The sequence below is a fragment of the Cobetia sp. 3AK genome (assembly GCF_029846335.1).
In the GTDB taxonomy this organism is placed as follows: Bacteria; Pseudomonadota; Gammaproteobacteria; order Pseudomonadales; family Halomonadaceae; genus Cobetia; species Cobetia marina.
Map to the genome: position 1 here is coordinate 187,913 of NZ_JARWKR010000006.1, position 17,718 is coordinate 205,630.

Sequence of the window (17,718 nt, forward strand, 5' to 3'; positions counted from 1 at the left end):
AATGTTCACAAACCGGCCGTTGGTGACAGGGAAATCCGCCAAACGTCGCCCTATCGTTTTTGCGAGGAAGTGCTAACATCGCGCCCTTTGCAAATCCGGCGCAGCCCGACGACGAAGCGGGCGGCATGGGGCGACGCTGATGGCAGACGTCGTTCATGACGGGCAATAACCACAACAATTCAGAACAGTTGATTACTCAAGACAGGATCATTTCGCGATGACTATGCTCAAGACCGTCGCGGCCAGTGCACTGGCCGCCACTACCCTCCTGACGGCTGCCGCGCCAGCCCAGGCCACCGATTTCAATGGCGACATCCACGCCAATGACTACAAGTGGCTGACCTTCAATCTGATGCGCAGCGAGGACAACCGTCTGCCGTTCCGCAACAGTGAAGATACCTATCTGGAAATGGAATTCGGTGGCCGTTCGGGCATCGTCGATCTCTACGGCTATGTCGATTTCTTCGACATCTTCGATGACAGCTCGGATGACCTCAATGGCGGCGACAACTTCTTCGCCAAGCTGGCCCCGCGCTTCTCGCTGGACGCCATGACCGGTCACGACCTGTCCTTCGGCCCGGTGGATGAGCTTTACATCGCCACCGTCACCAACATCGGTGACAACGGCGCATTCGGCGGTCTGTGGGAGCACTATGTCGGTCTGGGAAGCGATGTGCAGGTGCCATGGTTCGGCAAGATGGGCTTCAACCTCTACGCCCGCTACGTGCGTGAGAACTACGGCGGTGAAGACGAGAGCAAGTGGGACGGCTACATGGCGTCCACCAACTGGTTCAAGCCGTTCGTCAACTTCGAGGACGGTAGCTTCATCGCCTATCAGGGCTATCTGGACTACAAGTTCGATGCCGATGAAGTGGGCAGCCAGGACGGTCGCAGCATCAACAGCATGGAGTGGTTCAACGGCATCTACTACCACACCCAGCGTTTCGCGGTGGGTTATGGCCTGAAGTACTACAACAACATGGCGTTCTTCACCGATGGCTCCACCGCCACCGGCGTGCGTCAGGACACCACCGGCTTCGGCAACTACTTCAGCATCAACTACAAGTTCTGATCACCGCTTCGCTCTCGATGAGCGACCGGCGCGCAAACAGAAACGGGAAGCCCCTCAGGGCTTCCCGTTTTTCGTCTGGCTGCTCTGGCGTCTGACACCTGGAAGCTGACACCTGGTGATCAGCGGAACTCGACCTCGCTGACTTCCACGCGCACCAGCTGGCGGGACCAGCTGCCGTCCGGCAGGGCGATGCGCACGCTGCGTCCCTCACGGGTCTGGCCGGGGCGCAGGTAGGTCTCGGGCAGCCGATACTCGCCGACCCACAGCGGCGCCTCGCGCGTCGCCAGCAGACGGCCATCGTCGCCATAAAGACGCAGTCTTGCCCGGGTGGCGATGACGTTCTGCCCGGCGGTGTTCTGGATCTCGAAGCGCAGCACGGCGTCGCCATCGTCGATGTCCACGGCGGTCAGTCGTGCGACGACCCCATCACGATGTCCCTCGCTCAGCAGCGTCGGATTGGCCAGTGCGCTGGCATTGAGGCGTGCCTGGGCCGGAGCCGGAGCCGGGGCAGAGACGTTGGCGCGGGCCGGCACCGGTTGCCCTGCATCGCCAGCGGCAGGCGTATTCGCGGGTACCACCGGCAGGGCGGACGAGGTGGGTATCGTCGCGCTGCCGAGCGTCGAGCGTGGGCTCTGCTCGTCGGAGACTTCCAGCAGATACTCCCAGCTGTGGTCCGGCTTGAGCAGCACCTTGACGCCACTATCCAGCGTGATGGTCGTCGGAGAGCTGATCGGCAGGCTGTCTGCCATCAGCACCGGGCTGAGCAGGGCAGCGGCCAGAAGCGACAGGCCTCGGGTGCCAAGGTGGCGCGTGATCTTCCATGTCATCAGGCGAGCCTCCTCAGGCAGTGATGCGCTCGACACCTGTCTCGCGACCGACCAGCAGCACATCGGCGCCACGGGCGGCGAACAGACCATTGGTGACGACGCCGACGATGGCATTGATGCGGGCTTCCATGGTGATCGGGTCTTCGATCAGGAAGTTGTAGCAATCGAGGATGCGGTTGCCGTTGTCCGTCAGAACGCCTTCACGATAGACCGGGTCCGCGCCCAGCTTGACCAGTTCGCGCGCGACGTAGGAACGTGCCATCGGAATGACTTCCACCGGCAGCGGGAAGCCACCGAGGATGTCGACCTGCTTCGAGCCATCGGCGATGCACACGAAACGCTCAGCGCAGGCCGCGACGATCTTCTCGCGGGTCAGCGCCGCACCACCGCCCTTGATCATCGCCAGACGCGGATCGATCTCGTCGGCACCATCCACGTACACCGGCACGGTGCCCACATGGTTGAGCTCGTAGACGTCGATGCCGTGGCCCTTGAGGCGCTGGGCAGTGGCTTCGGAGCTGGCGACGGCGCCGGCAAAGTCGTGGCGAACCTCCGCCAGAGCATCGATGAACAGGTTGGCGGTGGAGCCGGTGCCGACGCCGATGATGGTGTCGCGGTTCAGCAGCGGGCGGATCTCATCAAGGGCAGCGCGGGCCACGGCTTGCTTCAGCTCATCCTGGGTCATGTCATACCTCGGGTCGGTGGGGCAGGGGTGGAGAGTGGCGGTCATCGCGTCGGCAAGGGAGCCTGGCGCGTATCCCGACGTGTCTGTGCCTCATGCTGTTGCACGGCAACCAGAAGCGCAGACAGGAAGCGAGTCGGGCGACGCAACGCGAGAAAACGCCACATTATAACGGCAAACGTCGCGATGGCGCTGGACGCTCTCGCCGGCGGTCTGATAACAATGGGGGTTCGGTCGCACCCATGCGGCCCGCGCTGCGACACATCAGGACATTCCTATAATGCTCGAACACTACGTCAAGAAAATCCTGTCGGCTCGTGTCTATGAAGCCGCCCATGAAACCCCGCTCTCGTCAGCCCCGATGCTGTCACGTCGTTTCAGCAACCAGATCTTCATCAAGCGGGAAGACCTGCAGCCCGTCTACTCCTTCAAGATTCGCGGCGCCTACAACAAGATGGCGCAGCTGAGCGATGAGCAGAAGGCCTGTGGCGTGATTGCCGCCTCGGCGGGCAACCATGCCCAGGGACTGGCGATGGCAGCCAAGCTGATGGGCGTGAAGGCCGTCATCGTCATGCCGCGCATCACGCCGGAGATCAAGGTGCAGGCGGTACGTGAACGCGGCGCACGCGTGGTGCTCAAGGGCGATGCCTTTCCCGAGGCGCTCGCGCATGCCCAGGCATTGATGCAAGAACATGGCTACACCTTCATTCCGCCCTTCGATGACCCGGACGTGATCGCCGGGCAGGGGACGGTGGGCATGGAGATCCTGCGTCAGCACCCGGGCAAGATCGATGCGATCTTCGTGCCGGTGGGCGGCGGTGGCCTGATTGCCGGTGTCGCGGCCTACGTGAAGTATCTGCGCCCGGACATTCGTGTCATCGGTGTCGAGGCTGAGGATGCGGCCTGCCTCAAGGCGGCCATGGAGGCCGGCGAGCGTGTGGTGCTGGACCAGGTCGGCGTGTTCGCCGAGGGGGTGGCCGTGGCGCAGATCGGCGAGGCGCCGTTCGAGATCATCCGCCATACCGTCGATGAAGTGATCACCGTCAATACCGATGAGATGTGCGCGGCAGTCAAGGATATCTTCGAGGACACGCGCGCCGTGTCAGAGACCAGCGGCGCTCTGTCGCTGGCGGGCCTCAAGAAGTACATCCAGCAGACTGGCGCGGAAGGGCAGACGCTGGTCTGCATCAACTCCGGGGCCAATACCAACTTCGATCGCCTGCAGCATATCGCCGAGCGCACCGAGCTCGGCGAGCAGCGGGAAGCCATTCTGGCGGTCACCTTGCCGGAGCGCCCCGGGGCCTACAAGCAGTTCTGCAAGGTGATCGGCAAGCGCATGGTCACCGAGTTCAACTACCGCTATGCCAATCCGGAGGAGGCGCACGTCTTCGTCGGTGTCCAGGTCAAGCCGGGCGGGGAAGACCGCGCAGCGGTGGTCGAGAAGCTGCGTGAGGCGGGCTACGCGGTGGAGGATCTCACCGACAACGAGCTGGCCAAGCTGCACACGCGTCATCTGGTCGGGGGGCGCACCAGCAGCGACCTCGAGGAGGAGGTCTATCGCTTCGAGTTCCCGGAACGTCCTGGTGCCCTGATGAACTTCCTGACCCATCTGCCTGCGGACTGGAACATCTCGCTGTTCCACTATCGCAATCACGGCGCGTCCCATGGGCGAGTCCTGATCGGCATGCAGGTGCCCAATGGGGATCGCGCCGAGGTCGAGAAGTATTTCGCGGAGATCGGCTATCGCTTCTGGAAGGAAAGCGACAATCCGGCCTATCGCCTTTTCCTGTCATGATGTCGGCCATGCCTCGCCTGCCTGGATGAGGTCGCTCTGAATCAAGTGGGCATCAGGCGGATGGCATTCATGATTGGCAGTATGAAAAAGCCCCTGTTCTCGTCTGAGAGCAGGGGCTTTTCTCGTCATGATGGTGAATGGCATGACTGATGACTTGTACTCAGGTGGGGCGTCAGAGATATCGAACGTTGTTTTCCCTCCAGGCCTTGCCAGCCCTCGCCTGCAGCGCGAAATGCAAGCGTGGAAAAACGTTCATTCATACGGCTGCATGGTGATTGTCATACGCAGGTCAGATGCCTATCATCGTGGGCACTGTCAGGAAGACAGTCATCGACAACCGTCACGCGAAAGCCACTGACGATATAAGAAGAAGCCCGCTCTCATGAAACGCAAGCCCGATCTGGTCATGGCCCTGGTATTCATTTTCGGGATTGGTGTCGTCGCCACCGGCTACGCCCAGACCGTCATGGGTTCCTGAATCGTGCACTGCCGCCTTCGGGCGGCAGTGGCGTTTTCAGAGGGAGAGTCGTTCTCGCGCTCTGCCTTTCTGCCCCCCTGCCCCCCTTTCCCTCCCGCTCTTCTCCTTGATCTCCAGGCACGTCTGCTCCCCCTCAAGTCCGAGCACGCCCGCGACATGCTGGCGCCGTTGACCGCCCGTGCGTGACTGCCCCTGCATGAGCATCATGACGATGCGTTTCCATGCCTGCGGCCTGGGCGCACGATCTCGCGATCACTGACGATGGCATCCAGCGGTATGTCCCAGGCTTGTACCGGCAAGGCCGGCACCTTCTGACAGTGATGGGCGAGGCCGATCAACCTCGGTCTTGGCCCGGCGCGACGGGTGAAGGCGAAGCTGCGGTCATAGAAACCGCCCCCCATGCCGATCCGTGCGCCAGCCTCATCGAACCCCACCAGCGGCATCAGCACGATATCCAATGCCCAGGCCGGCAGGCGTCGGCCCTTGTGGGCTCCGAAGCGCGTGTCAGGTTCGGCGATGCCGAAGCGATTGCTCACCAGTGGGGTATGGTCGTCGTAGCGGACGAACCAGAGTGAGTTGACCGCGAAGGGTCGCAGGACCGGTAGATAGACGCGTGCTCCCCGACGTTGCAGCCATCGGCACAGACGGGTGGCGTCGATCTCGCCATCATTGGGCAGGTACAGGGCGATGTCCCGGGCACGCAGCAGTTCCGGCAGACGCTTCAGTCGTCGCAACAGGGCCTGCTCGGCATTACGGCGCTCGGGGGCCGTCAACTGGCGTCGCCGTTGGCGTAGCAAGCGTCTCAGGGCGCGGCGATCCGCAGTGGGGTGATCAAGCTCGCTGGACAATGGCCAGAGCGTGACATCACGTGAAAGCGAGGGAGGCGAATAGTGATTCGCGAGGGCGGCGCGAGCCGCAGGGGGTTTGAGCATGCCTGACATTCTCCGTCAGACAGGGTTCTCCAAGGTGCCGGTGTTACCGGGGGCCCTTGAACCCAGCGGTTCAAGGTGGGTAGTCCCGCGCAGCGCATCAGGCTTTCCGACGCACGGACATGCACACAGCACTGCGCAGTGGACTCCCTGGGAATAGCTTATAAGCTCGAGGGACATCGGCAACTGTCGTACACCCCAGAGAACTCCTTCAGTCTACCAAACCCCGTCTGCCGGCCCAAGGCTTAATCCTGTCGGGAACAGACTGTTGCTGAAATTTATCAGTTGTTTGATTCTCAAGCGTTTTTTGCTTCATCAGCACGCGCCTTCGCACGTTGGACAGACTCGGCTGGTATCTGCTTGAGGGCCGCATCCAGCTGGCGATCCAGCGCCGTGAGGCGTGTCTCGAAATCCTGCTGCATGGCGCGTTCGCTGTCGCGGCTGTTGATCAGTTCGTGAGAGATGTTGAGCGCGGCCATCAGGGCGACCTTGTCGGCACTGATGGTATTGCCACGTTGCTGGATGCCTTGCATGGCGAGATCCAGGTAGGCCGCCGCACGGGTCAAGCCATCTTCCTCGCCGGGTTGGCAGCTGACGGTATAGCTGCGGCCGAGCAGGCTGATCTCGGTGGTATTGCGGGGAGTCGTGGAGTCGCTCATGTCAGTCCTCTCGGGCCATGTCCGGCGTCGTCCTGATTGACGGCGGCGTCCTTGACTGGGCGTCACCTCGCAGTGAGGACGGCAAGCCAGAAGGAGGGCCAGTGCGGTAAGATGGGGGCATTCTCGAGCCACTATAGAGAGCCGCTTATGGAGGGTCAACGCGCTGCGCAGTGCGGCTGTCACCCAGCATGGCGCTCAGGGTTCGAGCGGTAATCGTCGATTGCCGATGCCTTTCTCACCGACTCAATGGACCCGCACCATGGCCATCATCAACGATACCTTCGACTTCTCTCTCGTCGCGGACCAGTTCCTGGTTCACGGCAGCCTGAACAACCCTTCCTTCCTTGATGGACAGCTGGTCGCTGCCCTGGCGATGGATGACATCAGCGCGGAAGACTGGTTGAGCCGCGTCTGTGCCGCATTGGGAGTGGAGCAACCGGCCACCCGTGAAGCGGGCGAGGTGTTTCTCAGCTGGCGCACGCGCAACCAGGAGCGCCTGGCGGCCAGCGAGATGAGCTTCGAGCCGCTGTTGCCGGACGACATGTTCTCCCTGGCCGAGCGTGGCCAGAGCCTGCGTGAGTGGACGCTGGGCTTCCAGGAAGAGCTGGCAGGCGTCGATGGCGAGGTCCGCAAGGGCTGGAGCCAGGCATTGCGTGATGCGCTGAGCGATGTCGAGGCCATCTCGAGCGGTCTGGCCAACGCCGAGGACCTGGATGACGACAATGCCGAGGACGAGGCGGATCTGTTCGCGCTGGCCGACCACGTGCGCATGGCGGCCCTGCTGCTGTATACCGAGCAGCACCCGGGCAACCCGGACGTCGAGAAGCCCAGTGACGATCAGTTGCCGGAAGGCGGACTTGAAGGCAGTCTCGGGGTCAGCTCGCGCAACGACACTCACTGAGTGAGGCAGTTTGCCGCTCGCAATACCCGGCGGCCGACCCCATTTCGGGAAGGATTGTCCCTTCGGGAGCCTCGTCCTTTCCCGCCACATTCTGATTCGTGTCGGGCAGGCCATGACTTGCCTGCCCGACACGGACCCCGACGGAGAACGCCATGATCGTCCCTGAAATCCTGCCTGCGCCGGCGGCGCTGACTGCTGATGACTTCTCGGCGCGTCGCCAGCGTCTGATGACGCAGCTGCCTCGTGATGCCGCGGTACTGGTGTTGTCGTCCGGCCTGGCGCAGCGCAATCGTGACAGTGAGTTCACCTTCCGTCAGAACAGTGACTTTCATTACCTGACCGGCTGGCCGGAACCGGAAGCGGCATTGTTGCTGTTGCCGGGGCGCGCGGAAGGCGAGAGCGTACTGTTCTGTCAGGAAAAGGATCCGCTGGCGGAAGCCTGGACCGGTATCCGTATCGGTGCCGAAGGGGCCGTGACGCAGGCGGGATTCGACCAGGCCTTCACCAATGATCAGCGTGAGGATGTCATGGCCGGTCTGCTGGATGGCCGTGGGCGTCTCTTCGTGCTGTTCGAGGACGACGAAGCACTGGCGCTGGCGCAATCGCTGCGCGAGGAGCTGGCCGCGGCCGTGCGTCGTGGTGCCCGCCCGCCGGTCGCCTTTGAAGACCTCGCCCCGCTGTTGCATGAGCAGCGCCTGATCAAGGATGAGCGTGAGCTGGCGCTGATGCGTCACGCGGCGGAGATTTCCGCTCGCGCCCACATCCGTGCCATGCGGGCCAGCCGCCCCGGGCTGCACGAGTATCATCTGCAGGCCGAGATCGAGCATGAATTCCAGTGGCAGGGCGCCCCGGCACCCGCGTATACCAGCATCGTCGGTGGTGGCGTGAATGCCTGCGTGCTCCATTACATCGAGAACCGTGCTCCGCTGATCGATGGCGAGCTGGTGCTGATCGATGCTGGCGCGGAGTACGCACTCTATGCCGGCGACATCACCCGTACCTTCCCCGTCAATGGCCGCTTCAGCGAGCCCCAGAAGCGTCTCTACGAGATCGTGCTCAAGGCCCAGGAACGTGCAGTGGCCGCCGTGGTGCCGGGTGCGACGTTGGTGGGCATTCACCAACAGGTGGTGCATGACCTGACCGCCGGCCTCGTCGAACTGGGCCTGCTGCAAGGTGAAGTGGAGGCGTTGATCGCCGATGAGGCCTATCGCCGCTTCTATCTGCATTCCACCTCGCACTGGCTGGGACTGGATGTGCACGATGTCGGCAGTTACCGCGAGAACGGTGAGCCGCGTCCGTTGCTGCCCGGCATGGTGTTGACGGTCGAGCCGGGGCTTTATGTGCCGGACGCCAGTGACATTTCAGCCGAGTATCGGGGGATCGGGATTCGCATCGAGGACGATGTGGTGGTCACCGCGGACGGGCACGAAGTGCTGAGTGCCACGGTTCCCAAATCCGTCGAGGCCATCGAGGCACTGATGCGCGAAGGAGCCTGACATCATGAGTGAGCCAGCGGCAGCATCCCCGGTAACGTCCGCGCCGGAGCGATTCGATGTCGTCATCATCGGTGGTGGCCTGGTGGGCGCGAGCCTGGCCTGTGCCCTTGCACCCTTGATGAACGGGCAGCAGGAGGATGGGCTGCGCGTGGCGGTGGTCGAGGCCAATCCCTTGCCTCCCGCGGAGGATACCGGGCGTTTCCAGCCCAGTTTCGATGCGCGAGCCAGTGCCATCGCTGCCGGTTCACGCCAGCGCTTCATCGCCTTCGGGCTGTGGGAGGCGATGCGTGAGCACGCCACGCCGATTCGTACCATCCATGTCAGCGAGCGCGGCCATCTCGGGGCCACACGCATGCGGGCCGAGGAACTGGGGGTTCCCGCGCTGGGGCATGTGATCCCCAATGCCTGGATGGGGCGCGTGCTCCATCGGCGTCTGGCGGAACTGCCGCTGACCTGGTACTGCCCGGCACGCGTGGCGCAGATCAGCGTCAGCGCGCAGGGGCACCGCCTGCTGCTGGAGGATGGTCGCCTGATCGAGGCGGGACTGACCGTATTGGCAGATGGCGGGCGCTCGGGGCTCAAGGAGCGTCTCGGTATCCATAGCGAGACGCATGCCTACGAACAACAGGCGCTGATCGCCACCGTCGAGATGAGCCAGCCCCACGCGGGGGTGGCCTATGAGCGTTTCACCAGCGAAGGACCGATGGCGCTGCTGCCGCTGGGTGGCCGCCGAATGGAGTTGATCTGGACACGTTCTCCCGACGAGACGGCTGCGCTGATGGACATGCCGGAGCCCGAGTTTCTCAAGGCGCTTCAGGCTGCCTTCGGCGAGCGGGCCGGCCGTTTCCGGCGGGTCGGGCAGCGCCATGCCTATCCCCTGTCGTTGATACGTGCCAGCGAGGGGACACGTCCCGGACTTGCGGTGCTCGGCAATGCCGCTCACTCGCTGCATCCGGTGGCAGGGCAGGGCTTCAATCTGGCGCTGCGCGGCGTGACGGATCTGGTGGCCGCCATCGCGGCGGGACAGGCACGTGGTGATACCGCTGGCGATGTCAGTGTGCTGAGTGATTTCGAGTCGCGGCGCGGCGCGGACCGCGACAATGTCGTGCTGTTCAGTGATGGCTTGATCCGCCTGTTTGGCGTCGAGAGTCGTTGGCTGGGGCATGCTCGGGCGGCAGGGCTGATTGGCCTGAATCTGGTGTCACCGCTCAAGCGCCTGCTGGCAAGGCGTTCGATGGGCATTGAGCGCTAGGCGTAGCGAGTACTTGCCAACGGGCCAAGCGATGTCGTGTATTGCACCTCAGGATTGCGCCACAGGGTGGTGTCGATGAGTGACCAAATCGCCGCCGGATTCACGAGACTCTCGCCAGGAGAGCGACGCGCGACAGGCGTCATACAAGGGAGCAGGCATGAACGAGCATCGGAGATTGGATGCACCGCATGAGGTGGATGTCGCCATCGTGGGCGCCGGTATCGTCGGCGCCACGCTGGCGCTGCTGTTGGGGCAGGGCGGCCTGCGCGTCCTTCTGATCGAGGGTCGCGAGGGCATCGTCGACTGGCAGCCGGCGCTGGCACCGGAGCCGCGTGTCAGTGCGCTGACGCCGGTTTCGCGTCAATTGCTCAGCGGCCTGGGGGTCTGGAAGGACATCGCACAGAGTCGTCTGATGCCCTATACCGGCATGCAGGTCTGGGATGCCGAAGGCAATGGCGAGATAGGCTTCAGTGCCGAGCAAAGCGGCGTGTCGGAGCTTGGGCACATCGTCGAGAATCGGGTCACTCAGGCCGCGCTTGAGCAAGCGATTTCCCGGTGTCCCTCGATCACGCGCCGTTATGGTGTCCGGGTCAGCGGTCTGGGATTGCCCAGGACGGGGTCAGCCTCGGTGGTAAGTGCTTACCAACTTGAGGGGGCCGAGGCAGCAAGCCTGACACTGAGCGACGGTAGCAGCGTCGCGGCGGGGCTGGTGGTGGCGGCTGACGGGGCGCGTTCCCGTCTGCGCGAGCTGGCGGGAATCGAGACCCGTGAGCACGATACCGGCCAGGTGGCGTTGGTCACCACGGTGCGCACGGCGCATTCGCATCAGGGCGTCGCCCGCCAGCGCTTTCTGCCCACCGGGCCGCTGGCCTTCCTGCCGCTGGCGGTCAATTCCGCCCTGGCACATCCCGAGGGCGAGGCATCCGGCGCCCAGCGCCATTGCTCCATCGTCTGGTCCACCACTCCGCAGGAAGCCGAGCGCCTGCTGGCATTGCCCGAGACGGACTTCTGTCATGAGCTCGAAGCAGCCTTCGAGGGAAAGCTCGGCACGGTGGAATACAGTGCCGAACGCTTCAGCTTCCCGTTGCATCAACGTCATGCGCAGGAGTATGTGCTACCGGGGCTGGCGCTGGTGGGGGATGCCGCGCATGCCATTCACCCGCTGGCGGGGCAGGGGGTCAATCTTGGCCTGATGGATGTCGCCGTGCTGGCGGAAGAACTGCTGGCTGGACACCGCCGCGGCGTGGCACTGGGCGATGAGCGCTGGTTGAAGCGCTATCGTCGACGCCGGCGCAGCGACAATGCCGTGATGCTGAAGATGATGGATGGCTTCCGCCTGCTGTTCGGCAGCCGGAAGCCGGGGGTACGCCTGGTGCGTAACCTGGGACTTGGCTGGGTGGATGGCAGCGTCGAGCTCAAGCGCCTGCTGATGCGCCAGGCGATGGGGGAGCGTGGGGAGTTGCCGGAGAGCTGCCGACCACGGTGACAGTGAGCGCTCACCTCTGGACGTGACAGTTAGCACGACGACAGGCCAGGCGGGAGATGGCAGACCTGCCGATTGGCGCGCGAAAGACGACACGACCCCGCCAGTTGGCGGGGTCGTGTCGTTTACGGCGAAAGAGAGACTATTGCTCCGAGGTGGTGGGAAGCGTGGCCTTGAGAGCGGCGCTGCGACCCAGCACGTTCATGCCCTTGAGCAGGTTGAGTGCTTCCCCCAGCTGGTAATCACTTTCGGCGACCACCGGGCTGTCCGGTGCCTTGCTGGAAGGCGTCGATGAGTCGCCATTGGCATTGTCGAGACGTCCGTCGAGATCCGCCTCGCGCACGCTGAAATCACGCCGCGTGTCGCGCTCCAGTCGTCCGCGCACCACCTCGACATCCGGGCGGATGCCCTCTGCCTGGATCGAGCGCCCGTTGGGCGTGAAGTAGAGTGCCGTGGTCAACTTGAGGCCGTCGCCGTTGCCCAGTGGCATCACGTTCTGTACCGAGCCCTTGCCGAAGCTCTCGGTGCCCATGATGATGGCGCGGCGCTGGTCCTGCAGGGCACCTGAGACGATTTCCGCGGCGGAGGCCGTCCCGCCGTTGATCAATACCACCAGCGGCGTATCACCGGCCGGTGTCTCGGCTCTGGCCGAGAAGGACAGCTCGCTGTCCGGCAGGCGCCCCTCGGTATAGACGATGCGGCCGCTCGTGAGGAAGAGGTCGCTTATCTCGACGGCCGCTGACAGCAGCCCCCCGGGGTTGTTGCGCAGATCCAGCACCAGACCCTTCAGCGCGACATCGCCGCTTTCCTCGCGCAGCTCCGTAAGGGCGCGTTTCGCCTCATCGCCCGTCGCGCTCTGGAACTGGCTGACGCGCAGGTAGCCATATCCCGGCTCCAGCAGGCGCTGACTGACACTGCTGCTCTTGATGATGGCCCGCTTGAGCACGACCTCGCGGGGCATGTCGGCGCCTTCCGAGAGTACCAGCAGGCGAATGGTCGATCCTTCCTCGCCACGCATCAGCTTGACGGATTCCGTCATCGACAGACCCTCCATCGGCGTGTCGTCGATCTTGAGGATCACGTCACGTGGTTGGAGGCCGGCACGTGAGGCCGGGGTGTCGTCGATGGGGGCGATGATGGTCAGCTGGCCATCCTCCTCCATGCCGACCTCGATGCCGATACCGCCGAATTCCCCATCGGTGTTCTCGCGCAGGTCCTGCCAGTCATCCTGATCCAGATACGCCGAGTGCGGATCCAGCCCTGCCAGCATGCCACGCATGGCATTCTTGAGCAGCGTGCGGTCATCCACTTCATCCACATAGGTGCGCTTGATGCGCTCGAAGACTTCGGCAAAGGTGCGCAGTTCCTCCAGCGGCAGGCCATTGGCCGATTCGCTGGAGGAGGCAGGCGTGGCTCCCTGCCGCGCATCTTCAGCATGGGCCGGCACTCCGCCGCCCAGCAGAACAAGGCTCAGCGGCACGCTGACCGCCAGCTGACGCAGGCGACGCGGGGCAGGACGGAATGACGACGATGCGGACATGCGATTTCCTTCTCGACGGAGACTGGCTCGACTGATGCCGAAGCGCCTGGCAGTTCAGCCAGAGGGGAAGAGGCGACCCCGACGCTCGCAGTCACGGATGACTGCGAGCATATCCCGCCCGGGTACCTGCCGCCTAGCCTGTCGCCATGTTGCGCCATGGCTGACTGGCTCAGCGGCTCGACAGCCAGCGTTGCGGGTTGACGGGCTTGCCGGCGCGGCGTACTTCGAAATACAGCGCGGCACCGTCACGGCCACCACTGCTGCCGACACTGCCCAGCTGCTGGCCGCGTGACAGGCTGTCACCGGGGCCGACGCTGAAGCTTGCCAGATGTGCGTAGAGCGTCAGCACGTTGTCGCCGTGGTCGATGATCAACAGGTTGCCGTAGCCGCGCATCCAGTCCGCGAAGACGACACGACCGGCATGCGGCGCCGTCACAGGCGTGCCCTGGGACGCCTGAATCAGCACACCATCACGATTGACACCTTCTCCCCCGCCATAGGCCGAGATGACCCGCCCGGGGGCCGGCCAGTCCATCTTGCCCATCGCACGCGTGATGCGTGTCCTGGGAGGCGGGGCACTCTTGATGGCCTTGAGGCGCTTCTCGAGCGTCTGGATCATCTGGTTGGCATGGGCGCGGTCCTGATCCAGCTCGGCGATCTTCGCCTCATGGCTGGCATAGCGGGCATCCAGGGTGCGCAGCAGAGCGGCGCGCTCATTCTGCTGGGCCATCAGTTTGCTGGCTTGCTGCTTGAGGCCTTGCTGCACCTCCTCCAGTCGTGTCTGGCGTGCCAGCAGACTGGCGCGGGTACTGGCCAGTGAGGCATCCAGTCTGGCGAGGCGCTCAAGCGCCTGCCGGCGCGAATCGCTCAAGTGATTCAGATAGACCTGCAGGCGTTCTAGACGCGCCGGATCATCCTGATTGAGCAGCAGCTTCAATTCGGGTTGGCGACCCAGCCGATACAGGGCGGCCATCTCCTCGGCCACGGCAGCCTTCTGCGCCGTCTGCTGCTGGATGAGGGTCTCACGCTGGCGCGTGAGCCTGGTCAGTTGCTGCGTGATGTCGTCGCGCTCATCCTCGAGTCTGCCGGTCTGCTGGCGAGTCTCGTTGAGCTGGCGCTCGATCTTCTCCAGGCCATTGCGCGTATCGCTGCGCCGCGCGGCAGTGGCCTTCAGCTCGCCCTGCATCGCCTGTATCTCGTGCTTGAGACGCTTGAGGTCGGCTTCGGAGGCTTGCTTCTTCTGGGTCAGGGTCGCGCTGCTGACCGCGGCCAGTGCCGAGGGGGGGGCCAGCAGCGGAGTCATGAGCAGCAGGCAGGCAGACAGCACAACGCCGGAGACAGGGCTCCGGCGTTTGAAGAATCGGTAGCGCCTGCCCGGCCCGGATACCAGACAGGCATCCGGACCGGGGGAGGCGCCGGGCACGCCACTCGGCGCGCCCTGCAAGGGGCTATCAGGCACCGGCATAATCGACCAGCACGTTGCCGTCCATTTCCTCGGGGACAGCCTGCCCCATCATGGTCAGCAGGGTCGGGGCGAGGTCACACAGGCGTCCCTCGGAGGCCAGCTTGACGTCACGCTGGGTGACGTAGATCAGCGGCACTTCAAAGGTGGTGTGTGCCGTCTGCGGGTTGCCGGTCTCCGGGTGCACCATCTGCTCGGCATTGCCGTGGTCCGCGGTGATCAGGCATTCGCCACCGACCTTCTCCAGCGCCTCGACCACGCGGCCGACGCAGCCATCCAGATATTCGATCGCCTTGACGGCCGCATCGAACTTGCCGGTGTGTCCGACCATGTCGCCATTGGCGTAATTGCAGACGATCAGATCATAGCGGCCGGATTCGATGGCCTCGACCAGCTTGTCGGTGACCTCCCCGGCGCTCATTTCCGGCTTCTCGTCGTAGGTCTTCACGTCCTGCGGCGAGGGCACGAGGATGCGGGTCTCGCCGTCGAATTCGTCTTCGCGGCCGCCGGAGAAGAAGAAGGTCACGTGGGCGTACTTCTCCGTCTCGGCGATACGAAGCTGAGTGAGGCCGCGATTGGAGACCACTTCCCCCAGGGTATTGGGCAGGTCGGAGGGCGGGAAGGCAGCCGGCGCCGGAATGTCGGCGGCGTACTGGGTCAGCATCACCAGACCGTCATGGGCCAGCTTGGGCGGCGTGCGCTCGAAGCCGGAGAAGTCCGGCTCGACGAAGGCGCGGGTCAGCTCGCGGGCACGGTCGGCACGGAAGTTCAGGAACAGGGCAGCATCGCCTTCCTGCATGGGGACGGCGTCGCCGATACGCGTGGCGCTGACGAATTCGTCGGTCTCGTCACGCTCGTAGGCGGCGGCAAGTCCTTCCACACCGCTGGCGGCTTCGTGGAGGCCCTGCCCTTCGGCGATCACGCGATATGCCTGTTCGACACGGTCCCAGCGGTTGTCACGGTCCATCGCGAAGTAGCGACCGACGAGGGTGGCGACACGGCCTTCCTCGAGTCCGAGACCTGCCAGGTGTTCATCGGCACGCGCGATGGATGCCTCGGCGCTCTTGGGCGCGGTGTCGCGGCCATCGAGAATCGCGTGGAGGTAGATGCGCTTGGCGCCCCGCTCGGCGGCCAGATCGGCCATGGCGAGGATGTGGTCTTCATGGGAGTGCACGCCCCCGGGAGACAGCAGGCCGATCAGGTGCACGGCGCGGCCAGCCGCGATGGCGGCATCGAGAGGCGCGGTCAGGACGGTGTTGTCCTTGAGGGCATTCTCGCGCACGGCCTTGGTGATGCGGGTGAAGTCCTGGTAGACGATGCGCCCGGCCCCCAGGTTCATGTGCCCGACCTCGGAATTGCCCATCTGGCCATCCGGCAGGCCGACATGGCCACCGTCGGTATGGATCAGATCGCTGGGATACTGCTGGCGCAGGCGATCCATGACCGGCGTGTTGGCGGCAAGAATGGCGTTGTCCTTCTCTTCCTCGCTGTGGCCGTAGCCATCGAGAATGATGAGGGCGACGGGACGCGGACCTTGTGCTTGAGCTGCCATGACTTCCTCGCTGTGATGACGAATGAATCCTCTGGAGCAGGACGGCAGGGGCAATCGCGCAGGGTGGCTGACAGGCGATCACGTGCCTGTCATGTCCTGCGGGCATCCTCTGCCGTCTTCCTCATCCGGTGCGTTCACCGCTTGCTGCACGGGTGAGGCAAGATGTAGTGATAAAACTACCTGCTCATTCTGACCTCTATTAGAGAGGCGGTAAGGTGCCGAGTGCAAGTGCTGGAAGCGTATCGGCAAGATTGGATTCCCCTATCGCGGGCAAGTTCAGTGCGTCCCCGTGGCGCAGGCGAGGGCAGGGCGGCGTTACGCCTTTTTGATGCCATGTCGCGGGCATTCATGACAGGGGCTGTCATGTATAATGCTGGCTCCGTTACCTCGGGTAGCGGTCTATTTCCTTTGCCGCGTACGTACCGGCATGCACGTCACAGCGGAGTTAGCCCGTCTCATGATCGAACAGCTGCTTCAGTTCGCGCAGAATCATCCCTTGCTGGTGGGCGCCTTCGTCGCCCTGCTGGTCGCCCTCATCGTCATGGAAACCATGCGTGGCAACCACGGGGTCAGCGTCAGCGAGGCCACGCGACTGGTCAATCGCGAAGAGGGTGTCTTCATCGACATCCGCGACAGCAAGGAATACAAGGCCGGCCACATCGCCGGTGCCGTCAATGTTCCCAGCAGTCAGCTTGCCAGCGCGACCACGCCGCTGGACAAGTACAAGGACCGTCCGGTGATCATCGTCTGCAAGCATGGTCAGACCGCTGGACCGCTGGTGGCGCGCCTGGAGAAGGCCGGCTTCAAGCAGGCGGTCAAGCTCAAGGGTGGCATGGGTCAGTGGGAAGCCGACAGTCTGCCGGTCGTGACTCGCTGAGCGACCTGCGGGAAGCAGGCCGATGGCCCAACAATAATTCTCCGTACATTCAAGGATATGTCTCATGGCTGAAGAACAGAACGCACAGGCGGCACAGGGTGCCGAACAGGCTCAGGATCAGCTCCAGTTCGCCCTGCAGCGCATCTATGTGAAGGACGTGTCCTTCGAAGCGCCGAATTCTCCGGCGGTCTTCTCCCAGCCGTTCCAGCCGAAGGTCAGCCTGGAACTGGATACCGAGCACCAGCAGGTCGGTGAAGAGCTCTTCGAGGTGTCCATTAAGGTCACCGCCCAGGTCTCCAACGGTGAAGACCAGACCACCGCCTTCCTGGCCGAGGTCGAGCAGGCCGGTCTGTTCCGCATCGCCGGTCTGTCCGCCGAGCAGCTGGATCACACCCTGGGGGCCTTCTGCCCGAACGTGCTGTTCCCGTACGCGCGTGAAGCCGTCGACAATCTGGTCAATCGTGGCAGCTTCCCTCCGCTGATGCTGGCACCGGTCAACTTCGAAGCCATGTACGCTCAGCGCAAGCAGCGTGAAGCGCAACAGGCGGGTGAAGTCACCGCTCACTGATCCGTGAGATGGCCAGCAATGGCCGTGAGATGGCAATGACAGTGACGGGCCCCAGTGGCCCGTCACTGCGTTGGTGGCCACCATGATGGCCGTGCTTTCCTGAACCTATTTCTCTTTCCCTTTCATCTTCGTGTCGGCGTGCTGA

14 protein-coding genes, 1 other RNA gene and 1 pseudogene are annotated in these 17,718 nt (G+C 63.7%); 8 read left to right on the top strand and 8 right to left on the bottom strand.

Going from position 1 to position 17,718, the window contains the following annotated elements; translation table 11 throughout:
- Positions 1 to 217: 217 nt before the first annotated feature.
- On the top strand, positions 218 to 1,072 hold the full coding sequence (locus QD228_RS10550; RefSeq protein WP_077379697.1) for an outer membrane protein OmpK: 855 nt from the start codon (positions 218 to 220) through the stop codon (positions 1,070 to 1,072).
- Positions 1,073 to 1,191: 119 nt separating this feature from the next.
- Here the strand turns inward: QD228_RS10550 and QD228_RS10555 are convergent, their stop codons facing one another.
- The gene (locus QD228_RS10555; RefSeq protein WP_167593071.1) at positions 1,192 to 1,899 is read right to left on the bottom strand and encodes a DUF3157 family protein; all 708 of its coding nucleotides are present in this window, start codon (positions 1,897 to 1,899) and stop codon (positions 1,192 to 1,194) included.
- A 13-nt stretch (positions 1,900 to 1,912) separates the two neighbouring features.
- Positions 1,913 to 2,584: a ribose-5-phosphate isomerase RpiA gene (gene rpiA, locus QD228_RS10560; RefSeq protein ID WP_077379692.1), complete on the bottom strand. Its 672-nt coding sequence runs from the start codon at positions 2,582 to 2,584 to the stop codon at positions 1,913 to 1,915.
- Positions 2,585 to 2,840: 256 nt separating this feature from the next.
- On the opposite strand from rpiA, the pseudogene ilvA reads away from it, so the two are divergent.
- Positions 2,841 to 4,376: pseudogene (ilvA, locus tag QD228_RS10565) on the top strand (threonine ammonia-lyase, biosynthetic); the annotation flags it as partial.
- A 681-nt stretch (positions 4,377 to 5,057) separates the two neighbouring features.
- Here the strand turns inward: ilvA and QD228_RS10570 are convergent.
- From QD228_RS10570 to QD228_RS10580, 3 genes are all read right to left on the bottom strand, one after another.
- Positions 5,058 to 5,786: a 5-formyltetrahydrofolate cyclo-ligase gene (locus QD228_RS10570; RefSeq protein ID WP_136939481.1), complete on the bottom strand. Its 729-nt coding sequence runs from the start codon at positions 5,784 to 5,786 to the stop codon at positions 5,058 to 5,060.
- A 22-nt stretch (positions 5,787 to 5,808) separates the two neighbouring features.
- Positions 5,809 to 5,991: non-coding RNA, 6S RNA (gene ssrS, locus QD228_RS10575), on the bottom strand.
- 88 nt (positions 5,992 to 6,079) lie between these two features.
- On the bottom strand, positions 6,080 to 6,442 hold the full coding sequence (locus QD228_RS10580) for a cell division protein ZapA (protein WP_279875533.1): 363 nt from the start codon (positions 6,440 to 6,442) through the stop codon (positions 6,080 to 6,082).
- A 259-nt stretch (positions 6,443 to 6,701) separates the two neighbouring features.
- Here QD228_RS10580 and QD228_RS10585 point away from each other — a divergent pair, with 259 nt between their 5' ends.
- From QD228_RS10585 to QD228_RS10600, 4 genes are all read left to right on the top strand, one after another.
- Positions 6,702 to 7,343, top strand: a complete 642-nt coding sequence (locus tag QD228_RS10585; RefSeq protein WP_077379685.1) for a UPF0149 family protein — start codon at positions 6,702 to 6,704, stop codon at positions 7,341 to 7,343.
- A gap of 155 nt (positions 7,344 to 7,498) precedes the next feature.
- Positions 7,499 to 8,839 (top strand): Xaa-Pro aminopeptidase, encoded by a 1,341-nt coding sequence (gene pepP / locus QD228_RS10590; protein ID WP_279875602.1) that lies wholly within the window; start codon positions 7,499 to 7,501, stop codon positions 8,837 to 8,839.
- A gap of 4 nt (positions 8,840 to 8,843) precedes the next feature.
- Positions 8,844 to 10,091 carry a 2-octaprenyl-6-methoxyphenyl hydroxylase gene (ubiH, locus tag QD228_RS10595; protein WP_279875535.1) on the top strand — a complete coding sequence of 416 codons (1,248 nt, stop codon included), beginning with the start codon at positions 8,844 to 8,846 and terminating at the stop codon, positions 10,089 to 10,091.
- 157 nt (positions 10,092 to 10,248) lie between these two features.
- The gene (locus QD228_RS10600) at positions 10,249 to 11,577 is read left to right on the top strand and encodes a UbiH/UbiF/VisC/COQ6 family ubiquinone biosynthesis hydroxylase (protein ID WP_271302737.1); all 1,329 of its coding nucleotides are present in this window, start codon (positions 10,249 to 10,251) and stop codon (positions 11,575 to 11,577) included.
- Positions 11,578 to 11,716: 139 nt separating this feature from the next.
- Here the strand turns inward: QD228_RS10600 and QD228_RS10605 are convergent, their stop codons facing one another.
- The 3 genes from QD228_RS10605 to gpmI form a co-directional block, all read right to left on the bottom strand.
- Complete coding sequence (locus tag QD228_RS10605; RefSeq protein ID WP_279875537.1) at positions 11,717 to 13,114, bottom strand: S41 family peptidase; 1,398 nt, start codon at positions 13,112 to 13,114, stop codon at positions 11,717 to 11,719.
- 169 nt (positions 13,115 to 13,283) lie between these two features.
- Positions 13,284 to 14,573, bottom strand: a complete 1,290-nt coding sequence (locus tag QD228_RS10610) for a peptidoglycan DD-metalloendopeptidase family protein (protein ID WP_279875539.1) — start codon at positions 14,571 to 14,573, stop codon at positions 13,284 to 13,286.
- Positions 14,566 to 16,128: a 2,3-bisphosphoglycerate-independent phosphoglycerate mutase gene (gene gpmI / locus QD228_RS10615; protein WP_077379675.1), complete on the bottom strand. Its 1,563-nt coding sequence runs from the start codon at positions 16,126 to 16,128 to the stop codon at positions 14,566 to 14,568. The genes QD228_RS10610 and gpmI overlap by 8 nt, the downstream gene beginning before the upstream one ends.
- A gap of 457 nt (positions 16,129 to 16,585) precedes the next feature.
- On the opposite strand from gpmI, the gene QD228_RS10620 reads away from it, so the two are divergent.
- Both QD228_RS10620 and secB read left to right on the top strand, forming a co-directional pair.
- The gene (locus QD228_RS10620) at positions 16,586 to 17,005 is read left to right on the top strand and encodes a rhodanese-like domain-containing protein (RefSeq protein WP_077379673.1); all 420 of its coding nucleotides are present in this window, start codon (positions 16,586 to 16,588) and stop codon (positions 17,003 to 17,005) included.
- Between the two features lie 64 nt (positions 17,006 to 17,069).
- Positions 17,070 to 17,573, top strand: coding sequence for a protein-export chaperone SecB (secB, locus tag QD228_RS10625; RefSeq protein ID WP_279875540.1), 504 nt, complete (start codon positions 17,070 to 17,072; stop codon positions 17,571 to 17,573).
- Positions 17,574 to 17,718 lie beyond the last annotated feature (145 nt).